A 25,147-nucleotide genomic window follows, 5' to 3' on the forward strand; every position below is an offset into this window, starting at 1 on the left:
ATTTCGCGTTTATTACGCGGTATTTCCCGATAGTACGAAAGGGCTGGAAGTTAAAGACATAGCTCAGGGATGCGCATTATTGGTGTAAGGAAAAGTCGACTTTTACGTGGATATAGAAAGCCTCGTTTATCCAGCATTCGAAAATGAGATAAAACGAGGCGAGTTCATAGTGTGCGACATAGGCGAGTTAAGGCTCTTTTGGTCATTTGCGTACAACCAAGACGGTCAACGCTTAAAACAGCATTTTGACCAAGTCATTCAGCAAATAACAATGCAAGGTAGTTTGGCTGCCCTTTATAAAAAGTATGTCCTTACAATGGCCAAACTAGTAAACGTAAACACGCTATAGGCATGCTCTAATTATAGCCACGCTTTACTCATAGCTAATCACCTCGATTTCGATATGCTCTTGTGCCATGAAGTAAAAGCGCTTTCCTGGTTCATAGTCACCATGGTTGAAGGTATCCAAATTCAACTCGAGTACTTTCTTTTCAATGTCATCGAGATTTTGAACGACAATTCCAATGTGATTGACGTTAGCCTTAGTTTGATAGTCACCACTAACGGCACGAAAAGAGGTAGGTTTATAAAGGGCTAAATAACTACTTTCATTCCCAACATGCACGGTATATCCATTGTTCTTTGCTTTGCCGCGCCAACGCACTTGCCAACTAAAGATTGAACATAAAAGTGATGCTAGTTTATCAGGATCCGCTACAGTGATATTGGCATGTTCTAAGAATGCTGCTTTCATAAAGTTTCCTTTTCAATGTGGATTATCAACATTGAACAGTCTAATATCTTAAGTTAACTTTAGATCAAGCGAAAATATCAAAAAACTATGAAACCTGAACCATTGGTTAGTATAGGGTATGTTGCCAAACGTACAGGAAATGCCGTTTCACTTATCCGCTACTATGCAAATGAAGGGTTGCTCCCCTCGGTAAGAACTGAAGGTGGGAATCGCGTATTTCCTCGTTCAGTTATACGACGTGTGTCTTTTATTCTCATAGCGCAAAACATGGGGTACACACTGGCACAAATTAAGGGTTTTTTATCTTCATTACCCGATAATCGTACACCTACGCAACAAGATTGGACGGAATTAAGCAGGACATTTCATGCTCATATTGAATCTAAAATAGCTGCGCTCAGTAGTTTGAAAACATCAATTGAAGGTTGTATCGGTTGTGGATGTTTGTCTTTGGAGCGGTGCAAATTGTATAATCGCGACGACAAAATGGCGAAGCAAGGCGCGGGCGCGCAACTTCTTGATGAAAATGTGCAATTACATTTTCTGCGCACAACTAAAAAGTAAACCTAATGCATCCAAAAAACATTCATAATCAAGGCTATCCGATAGCGGACTTGTGTCGCGTATATCCTGAGCTTAAGCCATTTGTTATAAAAGCTAAAAGTGGTAATGACAGTATAGATTTTACCAACACAGAAGCTGTTAAAGCACTCAATGCCGCCTTGCTTTTTTACTACTATGGTGTGACTTTTTGGCGGTTACCTGAGGGCTATTTATGCCCTCCGGTTCCAGGTCGCGCTGATTACATTCACGGTATTGCCGACTTGCTTGTCGAGTCAGGTATATCAAGCCCTGTAAAAGGTTTAGATATCGGCATTGGCGCTAATGCAATTTATCCCATTATAGGTATTCACCATTATCAGTGGAATTTTGTAGGAAGCGATATAGATGGCAAAGCGGTTGATAATGCGTCGTTAATTGCAGCAAGTAATCCTCATTTGTCGAAGCACCTTAGTGTACGTAAACAGCGTGATCGCGAGCGAATATTCGATGGTATCATTGGCGAAAAAGAGGTGTTTACGTTTACGATGTGCAACCCTCCGTTCCATAAATCAGCTGAAGACGCTTTACAGGGCACACAGCGCAAAAATAAAAATTTGGCGAGAAATAAAGGGAAAAGAGCAGGTCAGGGAGCAAAAACTAAAATAGCGAATTCGCATTTAAATTTTGCAGGTAGGTCGAACGAATTGTGGTGTGAAGGCGGTGAACTGGCTTTTATTCAGCGCATGATTAAAGAAAGTGCTGTATTCAAATCGCAAGTTACGTGGTTCACGTGTTTAGTATCTAAAAGCGAACACCTTAAACCTATTGAAAACAGCATTAATTACTATGGCGCAACGCAATACAAATGCATTGATATGGAGCAGGGAAGCAAACGCAGCCGGTTTGTTGCATGGTCGTTTATGTAGGGTAAGGTGTGCTGACCTCTAGAGAGCGCTTCTTGCACATTTCAAGCGAGTTTACGTTTAAGGTCAACGCACTTTGTTCATTGATCAAAATTCAAATGTTCGAGCTATACCAATGACGATGCGTTCATCTGCAATGTCATAATCGAGGTTAGTGTTTTCAGCAGCTATTTCAATATCAAAGCCGCTAAAACTGGTTTGATAAGCCAATCGATAGTGATAAAAAGATGAGTCTTCTTCAGTCCACAGCCATTTGTCACCATCAAGAGAATTCGACAAGTCGAAACTCAAACGAATACTGTGATTTGGCGCAAGTTCGAACGTATGCGCGACCATTGTGATGATATGACCTGCGCCAGTTCCAAAGTAATCCCACGCATACCAAAAATTTAATTCTGAATTACCCCAATGACTTGCATAGCCAAACTTTGTGTAAACTTCTGCATAATTTCCTTCGCTGGCTCCAACTCCGCCGTGATAGGAATAATAAGCTAGGCCATAGTCAACGCTCAGGTTGTCTGTGAGTGACTGGTAGTAGCCAATGTACACGTCCCATTCAACGTCCGTTTCATCACCAAAATCTACATTTGATGCCCATGTGCCAACATATGCTCCATTGTCAAAGGCTTTATCTATACTGCCTTGAAGTGCAGGGTTGTTGTTCGTTTGACTGACACCGTTGAACATATAGTCAGAAACACCCGTAACGGTGGCGCTCCATTGCGCATGAGTGCTTATCGTAAAAAGGGCTGAAAGTGAAGCGATAATGGCGACCACTTTTTTCATTTACCAAGTGCCTATACTGTTTATCTAATATACAGTTAAGTCGAATTCAGAAATTTTGCACAACTTCAATCGAATAACTTTAATAAAACGATACAAAAGTAGTAGGTTAGTGATTTTTGCGAAATGTCTTCTAGGCGACAGTTTGGTGGTGTATTGAACTCTAGACTGGGCAACTCATTAAAGCTAATGTTATTACTAGAGTTATCAATATGAACGTTAAAAAAACACTCACATTAGAAGATTATTTAAGTGAGTACGCCAAATACCATCGGGATAAACGCAATATTTACACCCATTATGTCGGTATTCCCCTCATTGTATTTTCAGTCTTTTGTTTGCTAAGTAAACCGTCGATAGTCGTGTCGCTTCCTGTTATCGGTGAATTCGCTGCGAGTCCTGCGTTAGTCGTGTGGTTTCTCGCTAACCTGTTTTATCTCAAACTTGACCTCAAACTCGGAGGAGTGATGACGGTAATAACTGGTTTTATGTTGTATGCCGCTGCACCTATTGCCGCATTTGACACAGGGCTTTGGCTAGCTATTTCCGTTGGCATTTTTCTCGGCGGGTGGGTGTTACAATTTATTGGCCATTACTACGAGGGTAAAAAGCCCGCTTTTGTTGACGACATAATGGGGTTGGCTATTGGGCCACTGTTTGTATTGGCAGAAGTGAGTTTTGATTTGGGGTGTCGACAGGCGCTGCAGCAAGAAATTGCAATGCGCGTTGGCACAGTAAAAACGCACTGAACATTGCTAAATTTATTATCAATGTAGATTAGCTAAGCTGGGTGTTTATTAGATACCGTCGTTTGAATTATACGAAAGACATAAAACGTGCCCAGCTTGTAATACCTCGAAGAAAGCGTGTCTACTTTTGCTTCATTTTTTCCAGCGTTTCTTTTCTTAACGCTAACTTTGCTCCCGCAAAAGATGCTCTTGGTAACATTTTCAATTTATCCGCATAGCTGAGTGCCGTAGCAAGTACTTTCTCTTGGCTCACTGCCATGTCTAAGAACCCCACTTTTATGGCTTCTTCGCCTTGATAAATGCGTGAAAACAATAAAGCTTCAGTTTGGCAATCACTGGCCAAGCGAGATTTAGCCAATTCCATACCAAATGGTGGTAACACCATGCCTATAGCGGTCTCATTTAACCCGTATTTCGCATCACCATCTTTTCCGACACGCAAGTCAGCGGCCATTAGCAATATTGCACCCATGGCTATACTGTGACCTTCGGCAGCAACAACCACAGGTAACGGGTAACTGTAAAGGCGTACAATAAGAGCGGCCCCGGCTTGCACCAATTCGTGTTGTTTAGATTTATCATCGGCTTTCATTACAGATAGGTCGAAGCCACCGCAAAACTTACCTTCGCCCCCGTGTAAAACCAACGCTTTGGCGTCTTTTTCTGCTTTGTCCAATGCATCATTTATTTGATCAATAAGAGTGAAGCCAACTGCATTCACCTTACCATCATCAAAAGTGATTACAGCGATGTCGTTTTCTATTTTAAAATCAAAAGCCATTATGTTTCCTTGCCCTTATCGATTGGGTAACAAACTCAAGTTTTGCTGCACTTTCACGCTAACTCAAGTTTAAAAGCGTGATTTTATGCAATTGATTTCGCTTATGATAGTGGAGTTTGTTCAAGCAATTAGGAAAGTGTCGTTTTGAACGTTACACTTGTAGCCAGTTATTAGATACTCATGGATGTTCTATGCACCCTCATTTAAAAAATACTCGTGATAGAAGATGCCGCTGATTTGTTAGAGCAGATTACATCAAGCATCGGCAATACCATTTCATATTTCGACAGAAGCGATGTTGATATAAGTTTGTTGGAAGCCAGCTCAGTTTCAAAAGCACTCCAGTTGGTGCGCGATGACGGTGATATTCAAGCGGTAGTATTTAGCTGGGATGTTACCGCCTATCATCACGAGTTAACCAGTGAAGATAGCGACATCAATGGGTCGTTTGACGCGGATAAGAATGTTGCGATAAAAATTGACAACAACGCCAAAGTTATCAATGCCATTAAGTCTATTCGCCCAGAGCTTCCGGTTTATGTTTTAGGTGATGCGGTTAAAGGCCTTGATATCGTTAATCAGGCCAATGGCATTGAGTCGTTTTTTTATCGCAATGACATCATTTCTGATCCAGAATCGATATTGGGTTACATCATCAACGACTTTGATGATCGCAATGAAACGCCATTTTGGACTGAATACAAAGATTATGTGGTTGAGTCGAATGATTCTTGGCACACCCCAGGTCACAGTGGTGGAGCGAGTTTCAGAAACTCACCTTACATCAGTGATTTTTATCGCTTCTTTGGGCGCAATGTGTTTGTGAGCGATTTGTCGGTAAGCGTCGATTCGTTGGGGTCGCTATCTGATGGAACTTATGCCATAGGCAAAGCACAAGCAGCCGTTGCCAATACCTTTGATGTACGACATTCCTATTTTGTAACCAATGGGTCTTCAACATCAAATAAAATCATCCTTCAAACCTTATTGCGCGAGGGGGATAAAGTAATAGCAGATAGAAACTGTCACAAATCTGTGCATTACGGCATTATTCAGGCTCGGGCAATGCCAGTTTATTTAGACAGTGTTTTTAATCCTGAATACGGCATTTTCTCTCCGCCAAAAATCGATCAAATAAAAGCACTTATAGAAGAAAACAGTGATGCTAGGTTGATTGTTTTGACAGGCTGTACATACGACGGCCTTCTCACAGACTTAAAACAAGTTGTAAAATTAGCGCATGGGCATGGCATTAAGGTGTTTATTGACGAAGCATGGTTTGCTTATTCGTTATTCCATCCTGCGCTTCGTGATTATTCAGCGATTGCAGCGGGCGCTGACTACATAACACATTCTGCGCACAAAGTAGTTTCTGCATTTTCACAAGCGTCATTTATTCATGTTAATGATCCTGATTTTGACAAAGATTTCTTCAAAGAAGTGTTTGCCATTCACACAAGTACTTCGCCTAAATATCAACTGATAGCATCGTTAGATGTGTGTCGACAGCAATTGGAAATGGAAGGCTATAAAATCTTAAATGAGCTTTTGAGTAATGTGGCAGAGCTCAAATCACAGATGGCCAAGTTCAAGCGATTGCGTATTCTTTCTCCCAGTGATTTTGCCAACATGTTCCCACATTTTGAGAAGGACAATATTGGGCACGATCCGCTTAAAATATTAATTGATGTATCTGCATTAGATTATTCGAACCAAGAAATTCATCGCTTCTTGATGGATGAAGTGGGCTTAGAAATAGAAAAATTTACTCACAGTACAATTCTGGTTTTGTTAACCTTAGGTGGTATGCGTTCAAAAATAGTGCGTCTTTACAATGCACTCAAGCGTTTAGACGACGGTGCTGTGAATTTGAGCAAGCGCAAGAATAAGGGCCAGTTGCCGGCGGATATTCCACCAATACACTTGGATGACTTGCCTTCAAAAGCGTTTTTTAGTCAGCGTGAAGCCATTGCGTGGCAAAGTAGCGTTGGACGTATCGCAGCAGGCCTTATCACACCTTATCCTCCTGGTATTCCGCTTATTGTCCCAGGGCAGAGAATTGAACAGGCTCATATCGACTATTTACAAGCATTGTCCAGTCAAAAGCTAACGGTTCAAGGCATTTACGACGGTGATATATACGTTGTTTGTGAATAGCGTAAAGACTTGAGCGTGCTAAAACCTATCTGAGGTACAGTATTTTTAATACGTAACTTTTGAATAAAATGAAGAGGCTTCAAGTCGAAGCATTATTTATTCAGGAGATTGAAATGATTGAACTTAATCAAACGGATGTACAGCGGGTTTCTGGTGGCAATGTTGATTGGGAACAGATAGGTGTTGGACTCGCCATGGTTGGTTTAGGAGTAGCCATTGTTGGTACAGCAGGGTTAGCCACTGTGCCTGTTGCTTTAGTTGGCGCTGCCACACTAGGTGAAGTTACGGTTGGCTTGGTAGGTGTTGGGCTTGCTGGTGCGGGTGGGTTTGCCGCTGGTGGCGCTTTGGCTTCACCTAACGATGATAAGAAAGAAGCTGCTACAACCGATGAGTGAACATGCTTTCAAGTTACTCGTACAAGGTGAAAATATTGTGTCGGTGCCAGCGCTAAGAGTATTGCGGACTATCATGCCATTGCGCATGAAGGAGTCGATAGAATTAGCGCTTAGTATCAAACAACTCGGTGAGTTTGTGATCATTGAAGGTTGTTCGGAAGATATTATAGACGACCTTGTAGAAGACTTTGCTCAGGCGAATGTAATTGCTCAAAAGCTACCTTGTGAGTATTCGCAAGCACGAATTTGCATGCCTTTAATTGGTGAGAGAAAGCGTTGGAATGCTCTTCGCATGTTAGTTGAGACGTCTTATTAGGCACTTTGTATGTGCGTTCCATTCTTACCGTTTACTTTTCCCAGTTAACCGCTGAATCACTCCGTAATGCTGTAATACCGTGATTCGGCGGCCGCTTGAATATACGCCATATCTTTTTATTGAAGGAGTAGTAAGCTTTCCTTTTAACGCATATACCTTCTTTTTCTCATTCAATGCTGCTGGTACACGTCTCTATGTCAGCATTGCCCCTTGAGTTTTGTTCTGATTAACTTAAACTTGCCGCGAATATTTGTTTAAGGTCAGCCTAATGAAACTGAGTGACGTAAAAAAACTTCACCAAAAAAATACCGCACCCAATTTGGGTATTATTTGGTCGAGGGGGAACATTTAGTTTTAGAGCTTTTAAAAGTGGTTAATGTATCTGAAAGCCCCATTAATGCTAAAGATATTACCTATTATGTTACTGAGCAGTACAAAGACTGGCTGACTGACAATTGTGGGAGCTATGGTGAACAAAGCGCTGTAGAGATACTGAGTTCACAGCAAATGACGCAACTTAGTGATACCAAATCTCCTCAAGGCATTATTGCCTGTGTCCCATTACCAACACATTTGTCGTCTGATAGGTTGCCTTATAACACAAAGCAAGAGCTACGTAGTACGCTAAATAGACAGTATGTCTATCTTTATGAAACACAAGACCCTGGTAACTTAGGGACCATATTGCGAAGCCTAGCGTGGTTTGGCAACTTCACATTATTGATGAGTCCTAATAGTGTTGACCCATTTAATTCAAAAGTGGTTCGAGCAAGTATGGGGGCTATTTTCCATGTCGATATGGAGTTGAATGTGCCTTTATCTTCGCTAGCAACACGTTTTAAAAAATTTGCTTGTTTAGATATGCATGGAGAAGACATAGTCTCCCCTTCATTTGGTGATTTTCAGTGTTATCTTTTTGGCAATGAAGCCCGCGGTGTGCCCAAAGAAGCCCTAGAACAGCTTAATGCGGTTGCATTTACCATTCCAGGAAGTGGTCAAATCGATTCGTTAAATTTAGCGAGTGCGGTGAACATCTGTGTCTATGAGTTGGCGCGCTAAATAAACGTCTATTACCTTTACCAAAAACTGCAGAACATAGGATAAACCATGGCACTACAATGGTTCCCAGGGCATATGCATAAAGCCCTTAAAGAGATAAAAGAGTCTCTGAGTCAAGTCGACATTCTTATTGAAGTGTTGGATGCGCGTATTCCTTACTCCAGTGAAAACCCCGAAATAGCTAAAATTCGCGGCGATAAACCCTGCATCAAAATTCTCAATAAATACGATCTTGCCGACCCTGATATAACTGCCCGATGGCAAGAACATTTAGAGCAAGAACGGGGCGTGAAGACTATTACTACGTCGAGTGATAACCCGGGCAATAGTAAGCAAATCATGCAGCTTATTCGTTCAATATGTTCGAAGAAGGATGCCCAGCCCAAGGCAATTAAAGCCATGATCACAGGCATTCCCAATGTTGGTAAGTCGACGCTTATCAATATACTGGCAGAACGCATTATTGCCAAAACGGGTAATGAACCTGCGGTCACCAAAAGTCAGCAGCGCATCAATTTAGGAAGTGGCATTATCTTATTCGACACCCCCGGTGTGCTATGGCCCAAACTGGATAATCCTCACTCAATATACCGTTTGGCGGCTTCTGGTGCGGTGAAAAATACTGCAATGGAATACGATGACGTTGGTTTTTTTGCTGCTGACTATCTAATCAAGGCCTATCCTCAAGTGATGCAAGAGCGTTATAAGCTAGAAACCCTACCTGACACTGAAATTGAGTTTCTAGAGGCGGCGGCAAAGAACAGGGGAGCTATTCAAGCGGGTGGCCGCGTGAATCTGCACAAGATCTGTGAAATTCTTCTTAAAGAACTTCAGTCTGGGAAGCTTGGTCGAATCACGTTAGAAACGCCTGAAATGCTGAAAGTGGAAAAAGAAGAAATGGCTATTGCCGAAGCGAAAAAAGCAGAAGCAAAAGCAAAGCGAAAGCAAAAATTTAAAACTGGTTCACTAACGCCAGACAAAAAAGATCGCAAAGAAAAACGAGAAGAAAAACGCCAACAGCAAAGTCAAAGAATGAAAAAGGCCCGCAAGTAAAAAGCGCCATTTCTCCATCACCATCTCTTTCTATATAGCCCTAAAGTGCTTGCTTTAGGGGCATTTTTTGATTAATTAAAAATTCTTCTTAATCGATTTAGAAAAATGCTTGCAAAATGTCTAATATGATTGATACTAACACCATATTAACAATTTGAGAGGCAACTCATGCGAGCTCTACTGATACTGTTATTTTGGGTTTCTTTTGTCACTGAAGCAAATGAAGTCACGGTTAAATCTCCTAATAAACAACTTTCGCTCACTTTTACTGATACCAATAATATTGCGCAATATCGTATTGATTTTGAGGGAAAGCCTGTTTTAGGAGAGGGGAAACTGGGTTTCACTTTTGCAGAAGCTGCTCCCATGTATCGAGATTTCACAGTAAAAGAGGTGAGTCGCAATAGCGTAGATAACACGTGGGCTCAGCCATGGGGTGAGCAGACTCTTATTCGCGATCATCACAATGAGTTACTGGTACAGTTTGTAAGTGAAACGGACTCTCAAAACACCTTTTTAGTGCGCGCCAGGGTATTTGATGATGGTGTCGGCTTTCGCTATGAAGTGCCAAGCCAAGATAAACGGGTTATCACAAGAGAGCTAACTGAGTTTAACTTTGTTGATTCGCACAAAGCCACTGCATATTGGATCCCTGCGCATGGTAGAGAGCGTTATGAATACTTATACCGCACTACACCATTACAAGAAGTCTATAAAGCGCATACGCCATTTACTGTTAAGTATGATAATGGTGTGCATGTGGCAATTCACGAGGCTGCTCTTGTTGACTACGCTGGCATGAGTCTAGATAAACAAGAATTAGGGCGATTCTCTGCTGCACTTGCGCCTAGACATGATGGCTCATTAGTACACAAAAATGGGCCATTTACGACCCCATGGCGAACGGTGACCATTGGTGATAAAGCGACGGATTTGGTCAATTCGTACATTGCGCTTAATCTCAATGAACCGAATAAATTAGGTGATGTAAGTTGGATTGAACCGGGAAAATACGTGGGTATTTGGTGGGGAATGCATATTGATGACTTCACTTGGGGCTCTGGTGATAAACACGGCGCTACAACTGAAAATACACTACGCTATATGGATTTCGCCGCAGAACACGGCTTTGACGGTGTGTTAGTGGAAGGATGGAATATTGGTTGGGATGGTGATTGGATTGCTAACTCTGAACTCTTCTCTTTTACCCAAAGCTACCCTGATTTTGACCTTGAAAAGGTTACTCAATACGGCAAAGAGAAAGGCGTTAAGCTGATTGGCCATCATGAAACATCGGGTGGAATAACAAATTATGAGGCCCAAATGGAAGAAGGATTTGCGCTTTATCAAAAGGTAGGCGTTTCACAAATTAAAACAGGTTACGTTGCCCACGGTCAAAACTTAAAAGTGCGCGATGACAACAATCTTATGCGTTATGAATTTACTGATAGCCAACGGGTGGTAAACCACTTTATTCACAATGTGAAAACTGCCGCTAAGTATCAATTGTCTATAAACACGCATGAGTCTGTAAAAGATACGGGGCTACGTCGTACTTACCCTAATTGGATCTCACGAGAAAGTGCGCGCGGGCAAGAGTACAATTCTGGTTGGGCGGCGCCTAACCCTCCTGAGCACATCCCAATGCTGGCGTTTACACGTATGTTAGCAGGGCCAATGGATTTTACACCGGGCATTTTTAATTTTGATTACATTCGGAAAAACGATGGTGGTGTTGAATGGGGTAAAAGTAACGTTATGCGTCCTCAAACCACTATTGCGAAACAGTTAGCACAATATGTGGTGCTTTACAGCCCAATTCAAATGGCGACCGATTTACCCAAAAATTATGAAGCAAAGCCCGATGCATTCCAGTTCATTAAAGATGTACCTACTGATTGGTCTGAGAGCATTGCGCTACAAGGCGAAGTGGGCGACTTTATTGTCATGGCCCGTAAAGCTCGTGCTCACAAAGGGTATTCTGCAGATGATTGGTTTGTTGGGGCAATAACCGATGAAAATGCTATTGACCTAACTATTCCTTTAGACTTTTTGGACAAAGACAAAAAGTACGAAGCTCAGATATACGTTGATGGCAAAGATGCTCATTGGGAAACCAACCCCTATGCCTTAACCATTGAACACAAAAAGGTAACGACAACTGACACATTGTCATTGCATCTTGCTGCTTCGGGAGGCGCTGCAGTTCGCTTCAAGGCATTACCGTAATTTTTCACATCGGACGTACGTACAGCGCATTGTTTCGTGTAACATTAGGTTATCCGTCAATGCGCTGATACTTTAAAGGAGTTGTGATTGAACAATATCAAACGGTTTGACAAAACAATGTTTTCTGACCTGATAGAAGAAGCAGAAAATAGTCCACGTCGTCGTGCTAACCTCAATATTCATCAATCATACTCGGACAAGGTACAACGCCTTTTCATTGCTATGATGCCCGACTCCTACGTTAGGCCCCATCGACACGTTCAAGAGCATAAATGGGAGTTTTTTATGGTGTTAGAAGGTGCCTTAGATCTCATTTTCTTTGACAGCAAGGGTGTAGTAACCGAAAGAATTTCACTTTGCAGCAATGGATATTGCCAAGGAGTCGAAATACCGCCCAATGTTTGGCACGCCACCGTGTGCAACGAGCCGGTTGTTTTTATGGAAGTAAAACAAGGCCCCTATGAAGTAATCGATGACAAAGGCTTTGCGGATTGGGCACCACAAGAAGGGGATGCTGATGTGCCAGTATTTCTTGCCAAGTTGAAGCAAGCAAGCACGGGTGATGTTGTATCTGTATAAAAGGTTGCTTTCCAACTTGGAAAGTAGTTGCTATTGCTAACTTTGGTGGTATGGTAAAGGATAAGTGAAGAGATGTTGTCGGATTTTCCCTTATATCTCAACTCATAGTATCTACATACAAATACAATCACATAATGTGCAGAAGAGAATAATTATGCTAAACGTTTCAACAGGCTATTTTTACAATTTTAATTACTGATTGCACCTGACCATTGGTGTTCAGGGGCAAATATTGGCTTCTGGGCACAACATAAAACGTTTTGCAAAGCCCAGAAGGTATTAACCAACTGGGCTTTTTAATGCCCTAAATTCTCGGTAAAGAACAATGAAAGAAATCACATTAGGTGAAATTAGAAAGCAACACAGAGTAAAGCAAGAAGTAGTGGCCATGGCCTTGTCGGTGACAGCGTCAGGTGTTAGCAAGTTAGAATCTAAGCGTATTCAGGATGTTTCGTTACATCGTGCAGCTGCTTATTTGGCTGCTGTGGGTGGGAGCTTAAAAATAGAAGTTACTTTACCTGATGGTGGCACACTGCGCGTGGGCGAAAAAGCGGTGTCTTAAATTTCAAAGGCAGCGAAGAACAAGGTAGACTGTAGGAAATGTAATTAAGGAGTCAACCATGGCTGTTCACGAGATAACGCACCCCCTCATTGCACATAAGCTAGGCTTAATGCGCTACGCAAAAATAAGTAGCAAGGATTTTCGCGAATTGGCTTCAGAGGTAGGAAATTTACTTACCTACGAAGCAACACGTAATTTGCCCACTGAGCGCGCGATCATTAAAAGCTGGTCAGGCGATGACGTAGAAGTAAAGCAAATCAAAGGTAAAAAAATCACAGTAGTGCCTATTCTGCGCGCTGGCCTTGGCATGCTTGAAGGTGTTTTAGAGCTAATACCTAATGCAAAAATCAGTGTGGTGGGACTGTATCGTGATGAAGAAACCCTGCAACCCGTAGCGTATTTTGACAAAGTCGTAAAGAATATCGATGAACGCACTGCCTTAATTGTTGACCCTATGCTCGCCACAGGCGGCACCCTTATCGCTACCATAGATTTGCTAAAGAAAAAGGGATGCAGGAAAATTATGGGATTGTTCTTGGTGGCTGCGCCAGAAGGAATTCGCGCTGTGGTTGACGCACATCCTGATGTAGAAATTTTTACTGCTGCAATTGATAAACGTCTCAATGAAAAGGGCTATATTCTGCCAGGTTTAGGCGATGCCGGTGACAAAATTTTTGGCACGCGTTAAAGCTTCTTAAATTCGCTGTTCTTTTTTTATTCGATTTAGCCGCTAGTCGCAAACTTGACTAAATATCATAGGTTAAACGTTTAAGGTAATGTTATAGTTCACAGACGGCCTCCACTTATGTTGACCGTCTGTCGTATGCAGACGGAATGTGTTTTTAGTTTCGTGTAATGAGCCTATAACAATGAAGAAAACAAAACTTACCCTTAAAGACGTTGCTGCGCAGTTAGGTGTGTCGACTGCCACTATCTCCAATGCTTTCAACCGCCCTGATCAATTGTCTCAAGCCAAGCGCGAAGAAATATTATCTCAGTGCAAGAAAATTGGTTACAGCGGTCCAAATAAGGCCGCACAGATCTTAAGAAAAGGGACCTCAAACATTGTTGCACTTGTACTGGCAGACAGTATTGCTTATATGGTTAGTGATCCAGTAGCCAGTACGTTTATTAAAGGTGTTTCTTCAGCGTTACAAGAACAAGGCAAGCATCTATTGCTTTATGCTGGTGATTCAAAAAGTATTTTAGATGTGGTGGATTTTGTTGACGGCTTCATTTGCTACGGTGCCCCGCGTAATAACAAGCTTATTGATGAGTTAGCGGTTTCACCTAAACCTGTGGTGACGGTTGATTTTGACATCGACAACAAGCCTTCAATCAATATTGATAATGAGGACGCGGCTTATCAGGTAGCTTCTAGTGCGCTTAACGAAGGTGACAGTGTTGCTATTTTGGGCTTGCGACTTATTGACTCTCCATCAACATGCAGAGTATATGACAGCCCCCTTATTGGCGTAGAAAGCTCTATTTCTCACCGCCGCCTAGACGGTTATATGCGTGCAGCTAAAGAAAAGAATGTAGCAATTAGCAAAGAGCGTATATGGCATCTTCCTGAGAGCGGCAGAAGTTTCGCGAGGCAAGCGGCCAAAGAAGTATTGACTAGTTCACCAAGGCCTAATGTGGTGCTTTGCATGAGTGACATCATCGCTCTTGAGTTACTTCATATGGCATTGGAAATGGGAATAAATGTGCCGTTGGATATGAAAATTACTGGGTTTGATGGCATCGAAGAAGCTGAGCGTACACGCCCCAGATTGACAACCGTGTGCCAGTCAAGCGCAGAGAAAGGTGTACAAGCTGCACAGGCGCTACTTAACGACATGGAAGAGAAAACGATGTTGCCTTTTGAGCTAAGAGAAGGGGAAACCATTTAAGGTGAGTCTTAACGAAGTATGCGTTAACATTCCTGAATAGCGCATACTTCAATTGATAATATAAAAAGCGGTAAACCTATTATCCATTATGCTATTTGAAACAACAGCTTTTGTTTTTCAAAGTTCAAAGAACAGCGACTAAAAAATGAGGCAAGTTTGTTCTCTTCAAACAGATCTCCCTTTTCTTTAAGTGAGTCCGGTTGTTGAAGTGCTATAGGGGGAAACACGCCGTAGCCTGCCAATAAACAGTGCCACGATGTGGTACTAAAGTGCTTTCCAATGCCTTGACGTTTTATCTCTTCTACAATGTCGCCTTTGCGATACCACACGTCTAACAAGCTTAATAGCGATTCTGAAAGATGCATGTTATCGCGGTTATCTACCCAATATTGGCTGTCTCTTTTACCGTTGAGTTTATAGTGACATACAATGTAGTCCCTAATGCGCTCAAATCTTTCGCTAATATCTTTATTATACGTATCTTGATATTGTGCGGAGAAATGACCTTTTGTGAAGGTGTCGATAAACATTTCTATGCTAACTTGCACTAAATGCAGTGCAGTTGCCTCTAAGGGCTCAATAAAACCCTGCGCTAACCCAAGGGCCAAACAGTTCTTATGCCAGTGTTTTTCGCATTGCCCAACCCGCATTTTTAGATGCTTCGCTTCTACATCACAGTCGAGTAGGTTTAGCCGCTGACGTAACTCTCGCTCAGCATCTTCCTTACTTTGATATTGCTGACTGTAGACATAACCATTTCCCGTTCTATTGCGAAGCGGTATTTGCCAGCACCATCCATTCGACATTGCAGTAGATTCAGTTTCTACTGGCATTGTTTGCAAGGGGGCAGTAGGCAGAACAACGGCAGCGTCATTGAATAAATTTTTGCCGAATGCATTAAACTTAACGCCCAGTGTTTTTTGTAAAAGTAGGCTGTTAAACCCCGTACAGTCGACAAAGAGATTGCCTTCTATACGGCGTCCATCTGTACAGGTTAGTGCTGAGATCTCACCATTGGCATGGGTTTCTACTGATTCTATGTTACCAATGATATGCTTCACACCGAGTTTCTTGCCAAAGTTACGCAAAAACTGACCGAGCTTCATTGAATCAAAGTGGTACCCGTATTCAATGGCAAAAGGAAAGTTGTGAGAGGGGATGGGGGCCAACTGTTTTTTGGCCAAATACCCTGCCATTAGAAATTTTTCAGGTCGCGTCTCTACATTAAGACCTAAGCGACGTGTGAGGGCGTTAATATGAAAAGCTCGCTCACTAAAGACATCTAATTGACTAATAAATGGGTGAGAATAGGATGCGTGGACATCGCCATTCCAACCATTAAATTTGATATTGACCTTATACGTTGCTTGGCATTGTGGCATCCATTCATGCTCTGCAATAGATAAGGTTTGAAAAAAGCGTTTTAGCGTGGGTGTTGAGCCTTCACCTACACCTATTGTACCGATATCTTCAGACTCAATAAGGCTAATTTCGACCGGTGAGTTTTTCCAAATATTGGCGAAAAGGTTAGCTGCCATCCATCCAGCGGTACCACCACCAGCAATGACAATACGAAGTGGTTGTGTCATGCAGAACTCGATTATTGGAAAATACGTAATTGAATAGTAAGGATTAAACCTTAGATTATGTGCGAACTGGTAAAAAGTGAAGTATTAATAGGCGCCACCCATTGGGTGACGCCTACATGCTTCTCTCTTAGTAGAAGGCGTAGTTCAGGTTAAGCATGTAAGATGGGCCAAACTCTCGGCGCAATGTTACAATGCCATTATCGTCAATGGTTTCTTCTTTTTCGTCCGTTAGGTTAACACCTTGTAATGAAATACGAAGACCTTCTAAATACTCAATACCACTGTCTGCGAAATCGTAGCTAATTTGCGCATCCACCTGAGTTACTGCATCACGTGTTGCCGCTTCAATTTTGTTCGAGCCGCCACGTTGATACGTCAAGAACTCAGAACGGTCGGTCGCCGCTACCCTGAACTCAAAGCCATTCATTTCATAGTAGGCTGTAATACTGTAAGTATTATCTGACTGACCAGGAATTGCGGTGCCATCTTCAAGCTCTGCATCTAAAATGGTCGCTGACGCCGCAATACCAAAGCCATCTAGCGCATCTGCAAGCATGCGTAGTGGAATGTTAGCGGTAAGTTCCACACCTTTCATGCTACCTTTAAGGCCATCTTCGAAAAATGAGTAATAACCTAAGTCAGGTGGTGTCACTAAGTCGCCTACTTGATATGGCGTATCTTCAGGGCCATAGTTACCGTCTACGTCAATGATTCTGTCATGGAAGCCAGGAATGAAGTAGTTAGCACCATCATTGGTTGGGTCGTTGGTGAAATCAATTAACTGATTACCGTCACGAGTCCAGTTAACAAGATCTTTGTAGAACAGGGCAACTGACACATAACCTTCGTCTTCAAAATAATTCTCAAATGAAATGTCGAAGTTGTTCGCTTCAAGTGGGCGAAGTGTTGGGTTTCCTGTAAATTTAGACCAAGGAGAACCATAAGCCTCAACAGCCGCTTGGGTATTAGGCGTAGCAATCAAATCGATGTTCTGGTCGAATTTGACAAAACCCGAAGCCTTCATTTGGTCAACACGAGCACGACTAATTGTTTTCGATGCGCCCAAGCGTAAATAGCGACTTTCAGTTAGCTCTACGCTCACGTTTAAGCTAGGTAGGAAGTGCGAGTAGCTATCGCCATCTGTAATGATACAGTCAGCATCAACAACCTTGTTGCCATCATCATCACAAACCGCAAAGTTATCACCCACAATACCAATGTAACCTGTAGAACTTTGGTCAGTATCGACATATTGAGCTCCTACATTACCTTTGACATTAAAACCACCAACTTCGGTTTCAAAATCTAGCTGGGCATATAGGGTGAGAACTTCTTCGTCAATCGTATAAGTATCACCTAAACGGTCTGGCTCAAGTAGGCCCGCATCGTTAAGTGTATATTCACCATCGTTGTATGGCGCGAAGCCGTCGTATGCTACTACATAACCCATACCTGCCCAAGTAAGGTCTGCCAAACCGTTGTATAAATACTGTGACGGTATCGATTCAGAAAACGGATACGAAGATGCTGTGGCAAAGAAACCTTTGTTGTCTTTTGCTTTGTATCGGTCGCTGTAGTTAACACCAGCGGTGAACGTGTTGAATATACTCCAATCAACAAACCCCGTAACTTCGAAGCGCGCTGTTGTAAGTTCTTCTTCGAAGTCAGCAAAATTGAGGAAGCCGTCTTGTGCGTTGAAGTAGCTGTAGGGTTGACCGTTTGCTTGTAATGCCGTAGTGGTGAACTGGTCGGCAATATTCGCCATACCACCACCCCAAACTTGAGGCCCTGCCAGTTGCAATAGCGCAGGGTCAGAGAATGCGTCGAGGCCGTTACTTCCAGTGAAGAAAATACCGTCAGAACTCATTTGGAATTGACGTGAGCCAAGCTCATCGTTGCCAAGTGCACCTGAACGAGCCAAGCCTGCATATGACTCACCACGTAAATCTCGCTTGCTTGAACTACTGTCTGCGACGTCAAGAGTCATTGACCATTCGTCGTTAATGTCATAACGAATGTTAAGACCAAATGATTGCAATTCACCGTCTTTTTGCGCAGGATCAGTACGTAAAACGGGATTTGCATTTACTTGAGTACCAGTGTTATTTATTCCTGTACCTGTCACATTTGCAGAGGCAAAGGGTTCGATAAATCCACGAATTACACCAGAGTCGGCGTAATCGATATCAAGTGCATCAATGACAATGTCCAATTTGTCGGTTGGACGCCATTGCAAAATAGCTGATATGGTGTCGCGCTCAAGAACGCGGCTGATTGCTTGGGTATCTAGGCCAAAGGGAAGTACTTGACCGTCATCATTTTCACCGTAACCCCATACGCCATATTTTCTTTCGTTTCTAGGCGACTCTGTTGATGCGATAGCAAGTGCTAAACCCACCGTGTCATCAGCGAATTTTTCAACGAAAGACAATGCAAAACGATTGCCCGAATTATCAAACTCTGGGTTGTCAGAGTCGTTTCCACCCAATTCATAGACACCAGTAACGGTTAGCGTTTCTTGTGCAGACAGTGGGCGAACGGTTTGTAAATCAACAGTACCACCAATACCTTGAACTATTAGTGATGCATCAGCAGTTTTGTAAATGGTTGCGCCTGTCATGATTTCTGCAGGGTAAAGGTCGTATTCAACACCACGGTTATCACCAATACCGATAAGCTCACGGCCATTCAAAGACGTACCTGTAAAATCTTCTTTAAAACCACGAACCGATATACCAGAAGTACGGCCACCAACACGTTCACCTGATAAGCCTGGTAAGCGAGCAAGTGATTCGGCAATAGATGAGTCTGGAAGCTTACCAATGTCTTCTGCAGAAATTGCTTCAACAATTGAGTCATTATCCATTTTGACGGCTTGTGCGCGCATCAACGAGCCGCGAATACCGGAAACTTGGATGATCTCAACTTGTTCTTCAGCTGAGGCTTCTTGCGCAACAGCAACATTGCCTTGCAGCGCAGCTGTAATAGATAGTGCAATGATTGCGGGCTTAAACGTACCAGTGTGTTTCATGTGTTTTACCTTGCTAAATGTGTGTTAAACATAGGTCTTGTTTTTACATCGAGTTAACAATAGTCGCTATTTTTCATATTCGCAAGATTTTTCTTAATTGTTTAAGTAAAAAGTTTTTAAATAATATTTAGGGTTATTCTTTAGTATTATTAAATCTTACTTAATGCATTTAATTGGGATGCTTGAAGAGTAAAGAGAATGTGAAAGTTAAATAAAGGTAAAATGTTGCTGTAATTTTTTGTTAACCGCGTGGGGGTGTGTTTAGTATTGAAATTTCAAGTAAACAGCGGGTATCATGGATTTTTATTCAGTTGCTCGTGAAGAGCAACTGAATGATTTATTGAGTTTTCACGTAGCGCTTAATGCGGAAAAACAGCGCTTCTTAGGTTAGTACAGTTCGAGTTAAGGTAAAAAAATTAGTCCCAAACCAATGCTTTAAAGTGCTTTCTACACAACGACTCATAGGTGTCGTTTCCGCCTATTTGCACTTGGTTGCCGTTTTTAACAGCTTGGCCATTTTCGTCAAGCCTGACCACAAAGCTTGCTTTCCTACCACAATGGCATACGGTTTTAAGTTCTGAAAGCTTGTCAGCCCAAGCCAGTAAATAGTGACTCCCTTCAAAAGTCTCGCCCATGAAATCAGTACGAAGACCGTAAGCAAGCACAGGGACTTTCAACTCGTCGACAACATCTATTAACTGCTTAACTTGCTCTTTGGTTAGAAATTGCGCCTCATCAATAAAAACACAATCTAACTTTCTAGATTTACAATCGTTGTTAATTGACTGGAATAAGTTGTCGCCTTTGGCGTAAAGTTTAGCATCGGCTTGTAAACCAATACGAGAGGTAACTTTACCTACGCCGTACCTATCATCGAGTGCGGCAGTGTAAATAATGGAGTGCATACCGCGTTCGCGGTAATTATAGGCCGATTGAAGTAGGGATGTGGATTTACCGGCATTCATTGCCGAGTAGTAAAAATATAGTTGTGCCATGGTGTTTAATAGTTGTCGTTATACCAAGAAATGAAATCGCTGGCGCTCATGGGTTTGGCAAAGTAATAACCTTGCAGATAGTCAGCACCCAACGCCGCTAGATGTTCTAGCTGTTCATTAGTTTCTATTCCTTCTGCAACGGTCTTACAACTAAACTCTCGCGCCATGAGAAGTGTTGCGCGTATAATGGTATCACTCTCTTCAGAGCTATTCTGCACAAAAGACCGATCTATTTTGATAAAGTCAAAAGGCATCGATTGAAGCCTGTGCAATGAAGAATAACCAGTACCAAAGTCGTCAATGGAGATTTTGACCCTTCGTTGTACGAGCTCACTTAATCTAAGCGTGACAAGCTCCGCATTGTTTGCAAACACACTTTCAGTTACTTCAAGGTATATACGCTCTGGGGCAACAGGTGTGCTAGAAAGGGCGTTATCGAGAATTTTAACGAAGCTGTCGTCAAGGAGTTGAGTAATCGACACGTTTACCGATAAACACAATGAGTCCGCAAATTGCCAGTGTGATAAATCTATAATGGCTCGATTTAACACCCATGCACCAATTTCTGGCATTAATCCACTGCGCTCCGCAAGGGGAATAAAAATATCCGGCGGTATCATCTCACCATCGCAATTCCACCTAAGAAGTGCCTCAACAGAAGACACACTACGGGTTTTTACATCAATAATGGGCTGATAAAAGACCGTTAGTTCGCCGTTCTTAATGGCACAACGCAGTCTTTCACATAAGCGTTGGTCACGCTTTATCTCTTCGTGCAGGGTTTCGTTAAAAACACCTACCGAACCGCGTTGCTTGCGCTTTTGGTCGTACATGGTAAGGTCGGCTTGTTGTATAAGATCTACAGCAGACTCACCATGTTCTGGGTACATAGCAATACCAATGGTGGCATCTAACGTAATCTGGTTATCATTGGCCATGATAGGAATAGTCACACCACTTCGCATAGCATGTGCTACGGCCTTGGCGGTATCTACCGTTGCATAGGGTATAATGGCAACAAATTCATCACCTCCCCATCTAGCGAGCTGATTTTTTTCACTATAATTCCGTAATCGAGAGGCAATTTCTGTGAGAACAATATCGCCCACTTTGTGGCCCAAGCTGTCATTTACTTGTTTAAAGCCGTCTAAATCGATAAATAATAAAGCCAACGAGTTGTGTAGAACTTTGGTGGTATCTAACAGTTGGTTTAAATGCTTCAGGAATCCATTTCGATTAAGTAAATTTGTAAGTGGGTCGCGGTTTGACAAGCGAAATAGATCTTCTGTGCGCCTTTCCACTTCTGCTTCTAAATTAGCGTTTGCCGCATCGAGCTTTCCATTCGTTGTTAATAGCAACTGATTAACCTTTTCGGTTTCGCTGCGCTCGATGCGCATTTGTTCAATCAGTTTATTATTTTTCGCTTTTAGGTGCAGCGTACTAACAAAAAAGCGATTGTAGCGAAGGGCGCTAAGAAAAATACCAATCCAAAAAACAAGGCCAAGAATGCCGAGAATAAAAAACTCACCGTTGGAATCGGTTAAGGCGCAAATGGACATAGGCACGAGTAGAGCGGTGCAATAAAAAGCGACCAGAGCACGACTTGGGGATAATACTGTACCCGCCCCGCCTGACATCGCTGATAAAATGATCATAGTGGCGGCTAACTCGATAGTATCCATTGTGGAGTAAAACAGTACCGAATAAAAACCCCAAATAGCACCTGTAATGTATAGGCCAATTGAAAATCGATTGATTACTGCGGTTGGCTCGAAGGGTAGCTTAGACAGTTTAAACTTCCAATAAAGCGCGTCAGCGAGTCGACAAACACTCACAAGCATCATAAATATCCAAATTTGATGCTGAAGTTGGGTGACCTTTTCACTGGCGTTATCGAAAAAAAATACAAGCCCAGAAAACGAAAACACTGTCATCAACAGGCCCACAAAGCTATTTCCCAACAGCATATTGGCAGTATCACGCTTTAATTCTGTTGTCGAAACAGTAATTTGTTCAAATGGCAAGGTTTAGCTACCTAGTTGTATGTTTTGCTCTTATTGCATTAAAACTGAAACGTGTGTCTATTGCGGGTGAGCAACATAGCTCAGAAATATCGCGCTGATGAAATGGACATGTTTATCACGTTTCTTGCTCTACTTACTTTATATTACGTGTTGGCAATGTTTTCAACGTCAACAGCGGTGCAAGTGTGAAGAATTTTATTTCCTTAAACGAAAAAGCCCCAGCAATTTGCTGGGGCTTTGATTCATTTTGAGTCTTGGGTTTTGCGATGTGCTGTTAGGCTGCGCTTTTTCCGCTGTCTACCGCATGCAAGGTTTGTGAAGCAGGTACCAATTCCATATCAAATGTGTACTCGTCAACACGTACCGCTAACTTACGCTTCTCGTTGTAGTCGTGAAGTTTCGCCGCTTCATCAGCATTAACCACACCTTTCTCTTGTAATTTAGCCAATGCATTTTCAAACGAAATGAAAGGAACAACAGGCTCTTTGCGAAGGGCTTTTTGCACTTTACCAAGCAAATGGGCTACCGCGTGTTTAGCTTTAAATGCTTGCTCATTAATGTCGTTACCATCACCTGGAGTAACGCGCACTAAATGAGTAAGCTGCGCTTTTACGCTGTTGTCTTGCATAGAAGCGATTGATAGCTCGCGAACTAAGTCATCGCTTATTCCAGGAACACTGTTTGAATACGTGTTTGTTAGCAGACGCATAAGACCACGTGTAGCTGTGTTCGGGAAGTTGTTGATGAAATTAACAATCGCCTGATCAGCTTGTTGTAATGACCACTGCATTGCATATTCAAAATACGGCAATGCTAGTTTTCGGTCTTCAATACGTTGCTCGTAGAAACGTATTGCTGCCATTGCTCCGTACAGGTAGCTCATTACGTCACCTAGGCGCGCTGACAGAAGCTCGGCTTTCTTAAGATCACCACCTAATACCGCCAGTGACAAGTCGGCAAGTGGTGCTAGTTTTGCAGAAATGCTATTTACGCGCTTCTCGTATTTACGAACTTCTGGCAATGCAGACTCGCTTTCACGCAAGAAAGGAAGGTAGCCTTTGCCTAAGCTGCGAAACGCATTCTTCACACTGAAACCGACAGTCTTGCGAAGTACCTTGTTGAATTCTTTATCCGCAGAACTTTCATTGCTGTGGATGAGGTCAACCATATCTTTCAGATAGGGGTGACAACGCATTGCACCTTGACCGAAGATCATTAGATTACGCGTTAGAATGTTTGCACCTTCCACCGTAATGGCGATAGGCAATGCTGCGTAGCCGCCTGCTAAGGTGTTTTGTGGACCGCGCTGAATCGCCTTACCCGCTTGGATATCCATTGCTGAGTTCATTACATCGCGACCTAGCTCAGTCATGTGATATTTAGCGATAGCCGTTACAACAGATGGCTTAACACCTAGGCCTAGGCCTTCAGTGGTTAAAACACGCATCGCTTCTAGTAAGAATGTTTTACCAGCGATGTCTGCCATCTTCTCTTGAATACCTTCGAAGCGACCAATTGGAAGACCGAACTGCTCACGTACAAACGAGTACTCAACCGTACCTTTAAATGCAGACTGCGCAGTTGCCACACCCATTGCTGGAAGTGAAATACCACGACCTGCACCTAGGCAGCTAACTAGCATCTGCCAACCGCGACCAATGTTCTTTTGGCCGCCGATAATGAAGTCCATCGGGATGAATACGTCTTGACCACGTGTAGTTCCGTTGTAGAAACGAACGCCCATTGGGTCATGACGGTTACCAAGCTCAACACCTGGATGTGATTTAGGTAGAAGGGCACAAGTAATACCCAATTCTAGTTTGTCACCAAGCAGCTGATCTGGGTCGAATACTTTAAATGCCAAACCAAGTACCGTGGCAATTGGTGCAAGCGTGATATAACGCTTGTCCCAGCTCACTCGAAGACCTAGTACTTCTTCACCGTTAAACTCACCTTTTGTAACGATTGCGGCATCAGGAATTGCGCCTGCATCTGAACCTGCTTCTGGGCTCGTTAGAGCGAAGCAAGGAATGTCACGGCCGTCAGCAAGGCGTGGAAGCCAGTAATCTTGCTGTTCGTTGGTACCATAGTGCATAAGAAGCTCACCTGGGCCTAACGAGTTTGGCACCATCACAGTAACGGCAATAGCGCCGCTTTTCGCTGCGATCGTTGCAACGATTGTGGAGTTTGCGTAAGGGCTAAATTCAAGACCACCAAATTTCTTAGGAATGATCATCGAGAAGAAACGATTTTTACCCAAGAAATCTAAAATTTCCTGAGGGATATGTTTGCCATTGCCAAGCTCGAAATCATCGACCATGTTCAGCAATTCAGTTACTGGACCGTCCATGAAGGCTTGCTCTTCAGCACTCAGTTTTGCCTGAGGAATATCGCGCAGTGCCTGCATGTCAGGCTTACCCTGATAAATAGAAGACTCAATCCACACGTCACCCGCATCTAGGGCTTCTTGTTCTGTGATTGAAATTGGGGGTAATACTTTCTTTAAGCTAGTTCTAATACTCATGAAAACTCATCCGCTCATCTGACCAGTTGTATAAGTTAATACTACACCAGATTTTAAAAACGATCAAATTTTGTTAAATTTCTATACTATTCATGTGCTTAAGGTGTTGTTTTAAAGGGGGGAGAGCGTTAGTTGTTAATTGCGTGTACTTTTTTTGTGCTTTTAATGTCTTTTTAATGAACTGCACTTGATGGGATATGCCGATT

The 25,147-nt window shown here is 42.6% G+C and carries 21 protein-coding genes and 1 pseudogene; 14 read left to right on the forward strand and 8 right to left on the reverse strand.

All coding sequences use genetic code 11. The features are described 5' to 3' along the window. Positions 1-106 precede the first annotated feature (106 nt). The gene (locus EYR97_RS01695) at positions 107-349 is read left to right on the forward strand and encodes a hypothetical protein (RefSeq protein WP_131092104.1); all 243 of its coding nucleotides are present in this window, start codon (positions 107-109) and stop codon (positions 347-349) included. A gap of 24 nt (positions 350-373) precedes the next feature. Here EYR97_RS01695 and EYR97_RS01700 read toward each other — a convergent pair whose 3' ends face one another. Next, positions 374-754 (reverse strand): VOC family protein, encoded by a 381-nt coding sequence (locus EYR97_RS01700; protein WP_131092105.1) that lies wholly within the window; start codon positions 752-754, stop codon positions 374-376. 87 nt (positions 755-841) lie between these two features. Between EYR97_RS01700 and soxR the strand changes: the two genes are divergently transcribed. Then, complete coding sequence (soxR, locus tag EYR97_RS01705; protein ID WP_131092106.1) at positions 842-1,318, forward strand: redox-sensitive transcriptional activator SoxR; 477 nt, start codon at positions 842-844, stop codon at positions 1,316-1,318. A gap of 5 nt (positions 1,319-1,323) precedes the next feature. Then, on the forward strand, positions 1,324-2,223 hold the full coding sequence (rlmF, locus tag EYR97_RS01710; RefSeq protein WP_131092107.1) for a 23S rRNA (adenine(1618)-N(6))-methyltransferase RlmF: 900 nt from the start codon (positions 1,324-1,326) through the stop codon (positions 2,221-2,223). Between the two features lie 84 nt (positions 2,224-2,307). Here the strand turns inward: rlmF and EYR97_RS01715 are convergent, their stop codons facing one another. Further along, positions 2,308-3,006 carry a TorF family putative porin gene (locus tag EYR97_RS01715; protein WP_131092108.1) on the reverse strand — a complete coding sequence of 233 codons (699 nt, stop codon included), beginning with the start codon at positions 3,004-3,006 and terminating at the stop codon, positions 2,308-2,310. Positions 3,007-3,215: 209 nt separating this feature from the next. On the opposite strand from EYR97_RS01715, the gene EYR97_RS01720 reads away from it, so the two are divergent. Continuing rightward, positions 3,216-3,752, forward strand: coding sequence for a DUF962 domain-containing protein (locus EYR97_RS01720; RefSeq protein ID WP_131092109.1), 537 nt, complete (start codon positions 3,216-3,218; stop codon positions 3,750-3,752). A 121-nt stretch (positions 3,753-3,873) separates the two neighbouring features. Here EYR97_RS01720 and EYR97_RS01725 read toward each other — a convergent pair whose 3' ends face one another. Next, positions 3,874-4,533: a crotonase/enoyl-CoA hydratase family protein gene (locus EYR97_RS01725; protein WP_131092110.1), complete on the reverse strand. Its 660-nt coding sequence runs from the start codon at positions 4,531-4,533 to the stop codon at positions 3,874-3,876. A gap of 216 nt (positions 4,534-4,749) precedes the next feature. On the opposite strand from EYR97_RS01725, the gene EYR97_RS01730 reads away from it, so the two are divergent. The 10 genes and pseudogenes from EYR97_RS01730 to EYR97_RS01775 all read left to right on the forward strand — a co-directional run bounded on the left by EYR97_RS01730 (position 4,750) and on the right by EYR97_RS01775 (position 14,778). Next, on the forward strand, positions 4,750-6,690 hold the full coding sequence (locus EYR97_RS01730; RefSeq protein WP_207308032.1) for an aminotransferase class I/II-fold pyridoxal phosphate-dependent enzyme: 1,941 nt from the start codon (positions 4,750-4,752) through the stop codon (positions 6,688-6,690). Positions 6,691-6,803: 113 nt separating this feature from the next. After that, a complete protein-coding gene (locus tag EYR97_RS01735; protein ID WP_131092111.1) occupies positions 6,804-7,085 on the forward strand; it encodes a hypothetical protein in 282 nt (93 codons plus the stop codon). After that, positions 7,078-7,401, forward strand: coding sequence for a hypothetical protein (locus EYR97_RS01740; RefSeq protein WP_131092112.1), 324 nt, complete (start codon positions 7,078-7,080; stop codon positions 7,399-7,401). The genes EYR97_RS01735 and EYR97_RS01740 overlap by 8 nt, the downstream gene beginning before the upstream one ends. Positions 7,402-7,669: 268 nt before the next feature. Then, positions 7,670-8,460 (forward strand): annotated as a pseudogene (locus EYR97_RS01745) (TrmH family RNA methyltransferase). A 48-nt stretch (positions 8,461-8,508) separates the two neighbouring features. Continuing rightward, entirely contained in the window at positions 8,509-9,513 is a 1,005-nt protein-coding gene (gene ylqF, locus EYR97_RS01750) for a ribosome biogenesis GTPase YlqF (RefSeq protein WP_131092113.1), read from the forward strand. A gap of 168 nt (positions 9,514-9,681) precedes the next feature. Continuing rightward, positions 9,682-11,742 carry a glycoside hydrolase family 97 protein gene (locus EYR97_RS01755; protein WP_131092114.1) on the forward strand — a complete coding sequence of 687 codons (2,061 nt, stop codon included), beginning with the start codon at positions 9,682-9,684 and terminating at the stop codon, positions 11,740-11,742. Positions 11,743-11,829: 87 nt separating this feature from the next. Then, complete coding sequence (locus EYR97_RS01760; RefSeq protein WP_242634841.1) at positions 11,830-12,321, forward strand: WbuC family cupin fold metalloprotein; 492 nt, start codon at positions 11,830-11,832, stop codon at positions 12,319-12,321. 325 nt (positions 12,322-12,646) lie between these two features. Then, positions 12,647-12,883, forward strand: coding sequence for an XRE family transcriptional regulator (locus EYR97_RS01765; protein ID WP_131092115.1), 237 nt, complete (start codon positions 12,647-12,649; stop codon positions 12,881-12,883). 58 nt (positions 12,884-12,941) lie between these two features. Further along, entirely contained in the window at positions 12,942-13,571 is a 630-nt protein-coding gene (gene upp, locus EYR97_RS01770; RefSeq protein WP_131092116.1) for a uracil phosphoribosyltransferase, read from the forward strand. A 181-nt stretch (positions 13,572-13,752) separates the two neighbouring features. Further along, on the forward strand, positions 13,753-14,778 hold the full coding sequence (locus EYR97_RS01775; protein ID WP_131092117.1) for a LacI family DNA-binding transcriptional regulator: 1,026 nt from the start codon (positions 13,753-13,755) through the stop codon (positions 14,776-14,778). A gap of 86 nt (positions 14,779-14,864) precedes the next feature. Here the strand turns inward: EYR97_RS01775 and EYR97_RS01780 are convergent, their stop codons facing one another. The 5 genes from EYR97_RS01780 to EYR97_RS01800 all read right to left on the reverse strand — a co-directional run bounded on the left by EYR97_RS01780 (position 14,865) and on the right by EYR97_RS01800 (position 24,941). Further along, the gene (locus EYR97_RS01780) at positions 14,865-16,367 is read right to left on the reverse strand and encodes a tryptophan halogenase family protein (RefSeq protein WP_131092118.1); all 1,503 of its coding nucleotides are present in this window, start codon (positions 16,365-16,367) and stop codon (positions 14,865-14,867) included. 127 nt (positions 16,368-16,494) lie between these two features. Then, positions 16,495-19,398, reverse strand: a complete 2,904-nt coding sequence (locus tag EYR97_RS01785; RefSeq protein WP_131092119.1) for a TonB-dependent receptor — start codon at positions 19,396-19,398, stop codon at positions 16,495-16,497. A gap of 416 nt (positions 19,399-19,814) precedes the next feature. Further along, a complete protein-coding gene (locus EYR97_RS01790) occupies positions 19,815-20,393 on the reverse strand; it encodes a thymidine kinase (protein WP_131092120.1) in 579 nt (192 codons plus the stop codon). Positions 20,394-20,398: 5 nt separating this feature from the next. Further along, positions 20,399-22,417: a bifunctional diguanylate cyclase/phosphodiesterase gene (locus tag EYR97_RS01795; protein WP_131092121.1), complete on the reverse strand. Its 2,019-nt coding sequence runs from the start codon at positions 22,415-22,417 to the stop codon at positions 20,399-20,401. A gap of 274 nt (positions 22,418-22,691) precedes the next feature. Next, positions 22,692-24,941 (reverse strand): acyl-CoA dehydrogenase, encoded by a 2,250-nt coding sequence (locus EYR97_RS01800; protein ID WP_131092122.1) that lies wholly within the window; start codon positions 24,939-24,941, stop codon positions 22,692-22,694. Positions 24,942-25,147: the final 206 nt, after the last annotated feature.

The organism is Alteromonas sp. KUL42, from assembly GCF_006538325.1.
GTDB lineage: Bacteria > Pseudomonadota > Gammaproteobacteria > Enterobacterales > Alteromonadaceae > Alteromonas.

What these genes read in the sequence shown, in the direction of transcription:
- EYR97_RS01735 (WP_131092111.1), top strand. Translation starts at nt 6,804, where the DNA reads ATGATTGAACTTAATCAAACGGATGTACAGCGGGTTTCTGGTGGCAAT.
- rlmF (WP_131092107.1), top strand. Translation starts at nt 1,324, where the DNA reads ATGCATCCAAAAAACATTCATAATCAAGGCTATCCGATAGCGGACTTG.
- EYR97_RS01720 (WP_131092109.1), top strand. Translation starts at nt 3,216, where the DNA reads ATGAACGTTAAAAAAACACTCACATTAGAAGATTATTTAAGTGAGTAC.
- EYR97_RS01715 (WP_131092108.1), bottom strand. Translation starts at nt 3,006, where the DNA reads ATGAAAAAAGTGGTCGCCATTATCGCTTCACTTTCAGCCCTTTTTACG.
- soxR (WP_131092106.1), top strand. Translation starts at nt 842, where the DNA reads ATGAAACCTGAACCATTGGTTAGTATAGGGTATGTTGCCAAACGTACA.
- upp (WP_131092116.1), top strand. Translation starts at nt 12,942, where the DNA reads ATGGCTGTTCACGAGATAACGCACCCCCTCATTGCACATAAGCTAGGC.
- ylqF (WP_131092113.1), top strand. Translation starts at nt 8,509, where the DNA reads ATGGCACTACAATGGTTCCCAGGGCATATGCATAAAGCCCTTAAAGAG.
- EYR97_RS01800 (WP_131092122.1), bottom strand. Translation starts at nt 24,941, where the DNA reads ATGAGTATTAGAACTAGCTTAAAGAAAGTATTACCCCCAATTTCAATC.
- EYR97_RS01775 (WP_131092117.1), top strand. Translation starts at nt 13,753, where the DNA reads ATGAAGAAAACAAAACTTACCCTTAAAGACGTTGCTGCGCAGTTAGGT.
- EYR97_RS01755 (WP_131092114.1), top strand. Translation starts at nt 9,682, where the DNA reads ATGCGAGCTCTACTGATACTGTTATTTTGGGTTTCTTTTGTCACTGAA.
- EYR97_RS01765 (WP_131092115.1), top strand. Translation starts at nt 12,647, where the DNA reads ATGAAAGAAATCACATTAGGTGAAATTAGAAAGCAACACAGAGTAAAG.
- EYR97_RS01790 (WP_131092120.1), bottom strand. Translation starts at nt 20,393, where the DNA reads ATGGCACAACTATATTTTTACTACTCGGCAATGAATGCCGGTAAATCC.
- EYR97_RS01785 (WP_131092119.1), bottom strand. Translation starts at nt 19,398, where the DNA reads ATGAAACACACTGGTACGTTTAAGCCCGCAATCATTGCACTATCTATT.
- EYR97_RS01725 (WP_131092110.1), bottom strand. Translation starts at nt 4,533, where the DNA reads ATGGCTTTTGATTTTAAAATAGAAAACGACATCGCTGTAATCACTTTT.
- EYR97_RS01700 (WP_131092105.1), bottom strand. Translation starts at nt 754, where the DNA reads ATGAAAGCAGCATTCTTAGAACATGCCAATATCACTGTAGCGGATCCT.
- EYR97_RS01740 (WP_131092112.1), top strand. Translation starts at nt 7,078, where the DNA reads ATGAGTGAACATGCTTTCAAGTTACTCGTACAAGGTGAAAATATTGTG.
- EYR97_RS01780 (WP_131092118.1), bottom strand. Translation starts at nt 16,367, where the DNA reads ATGACACAACCACTTCGTATTGTCATTGCTGGTGGTGGTACCGCTGGA.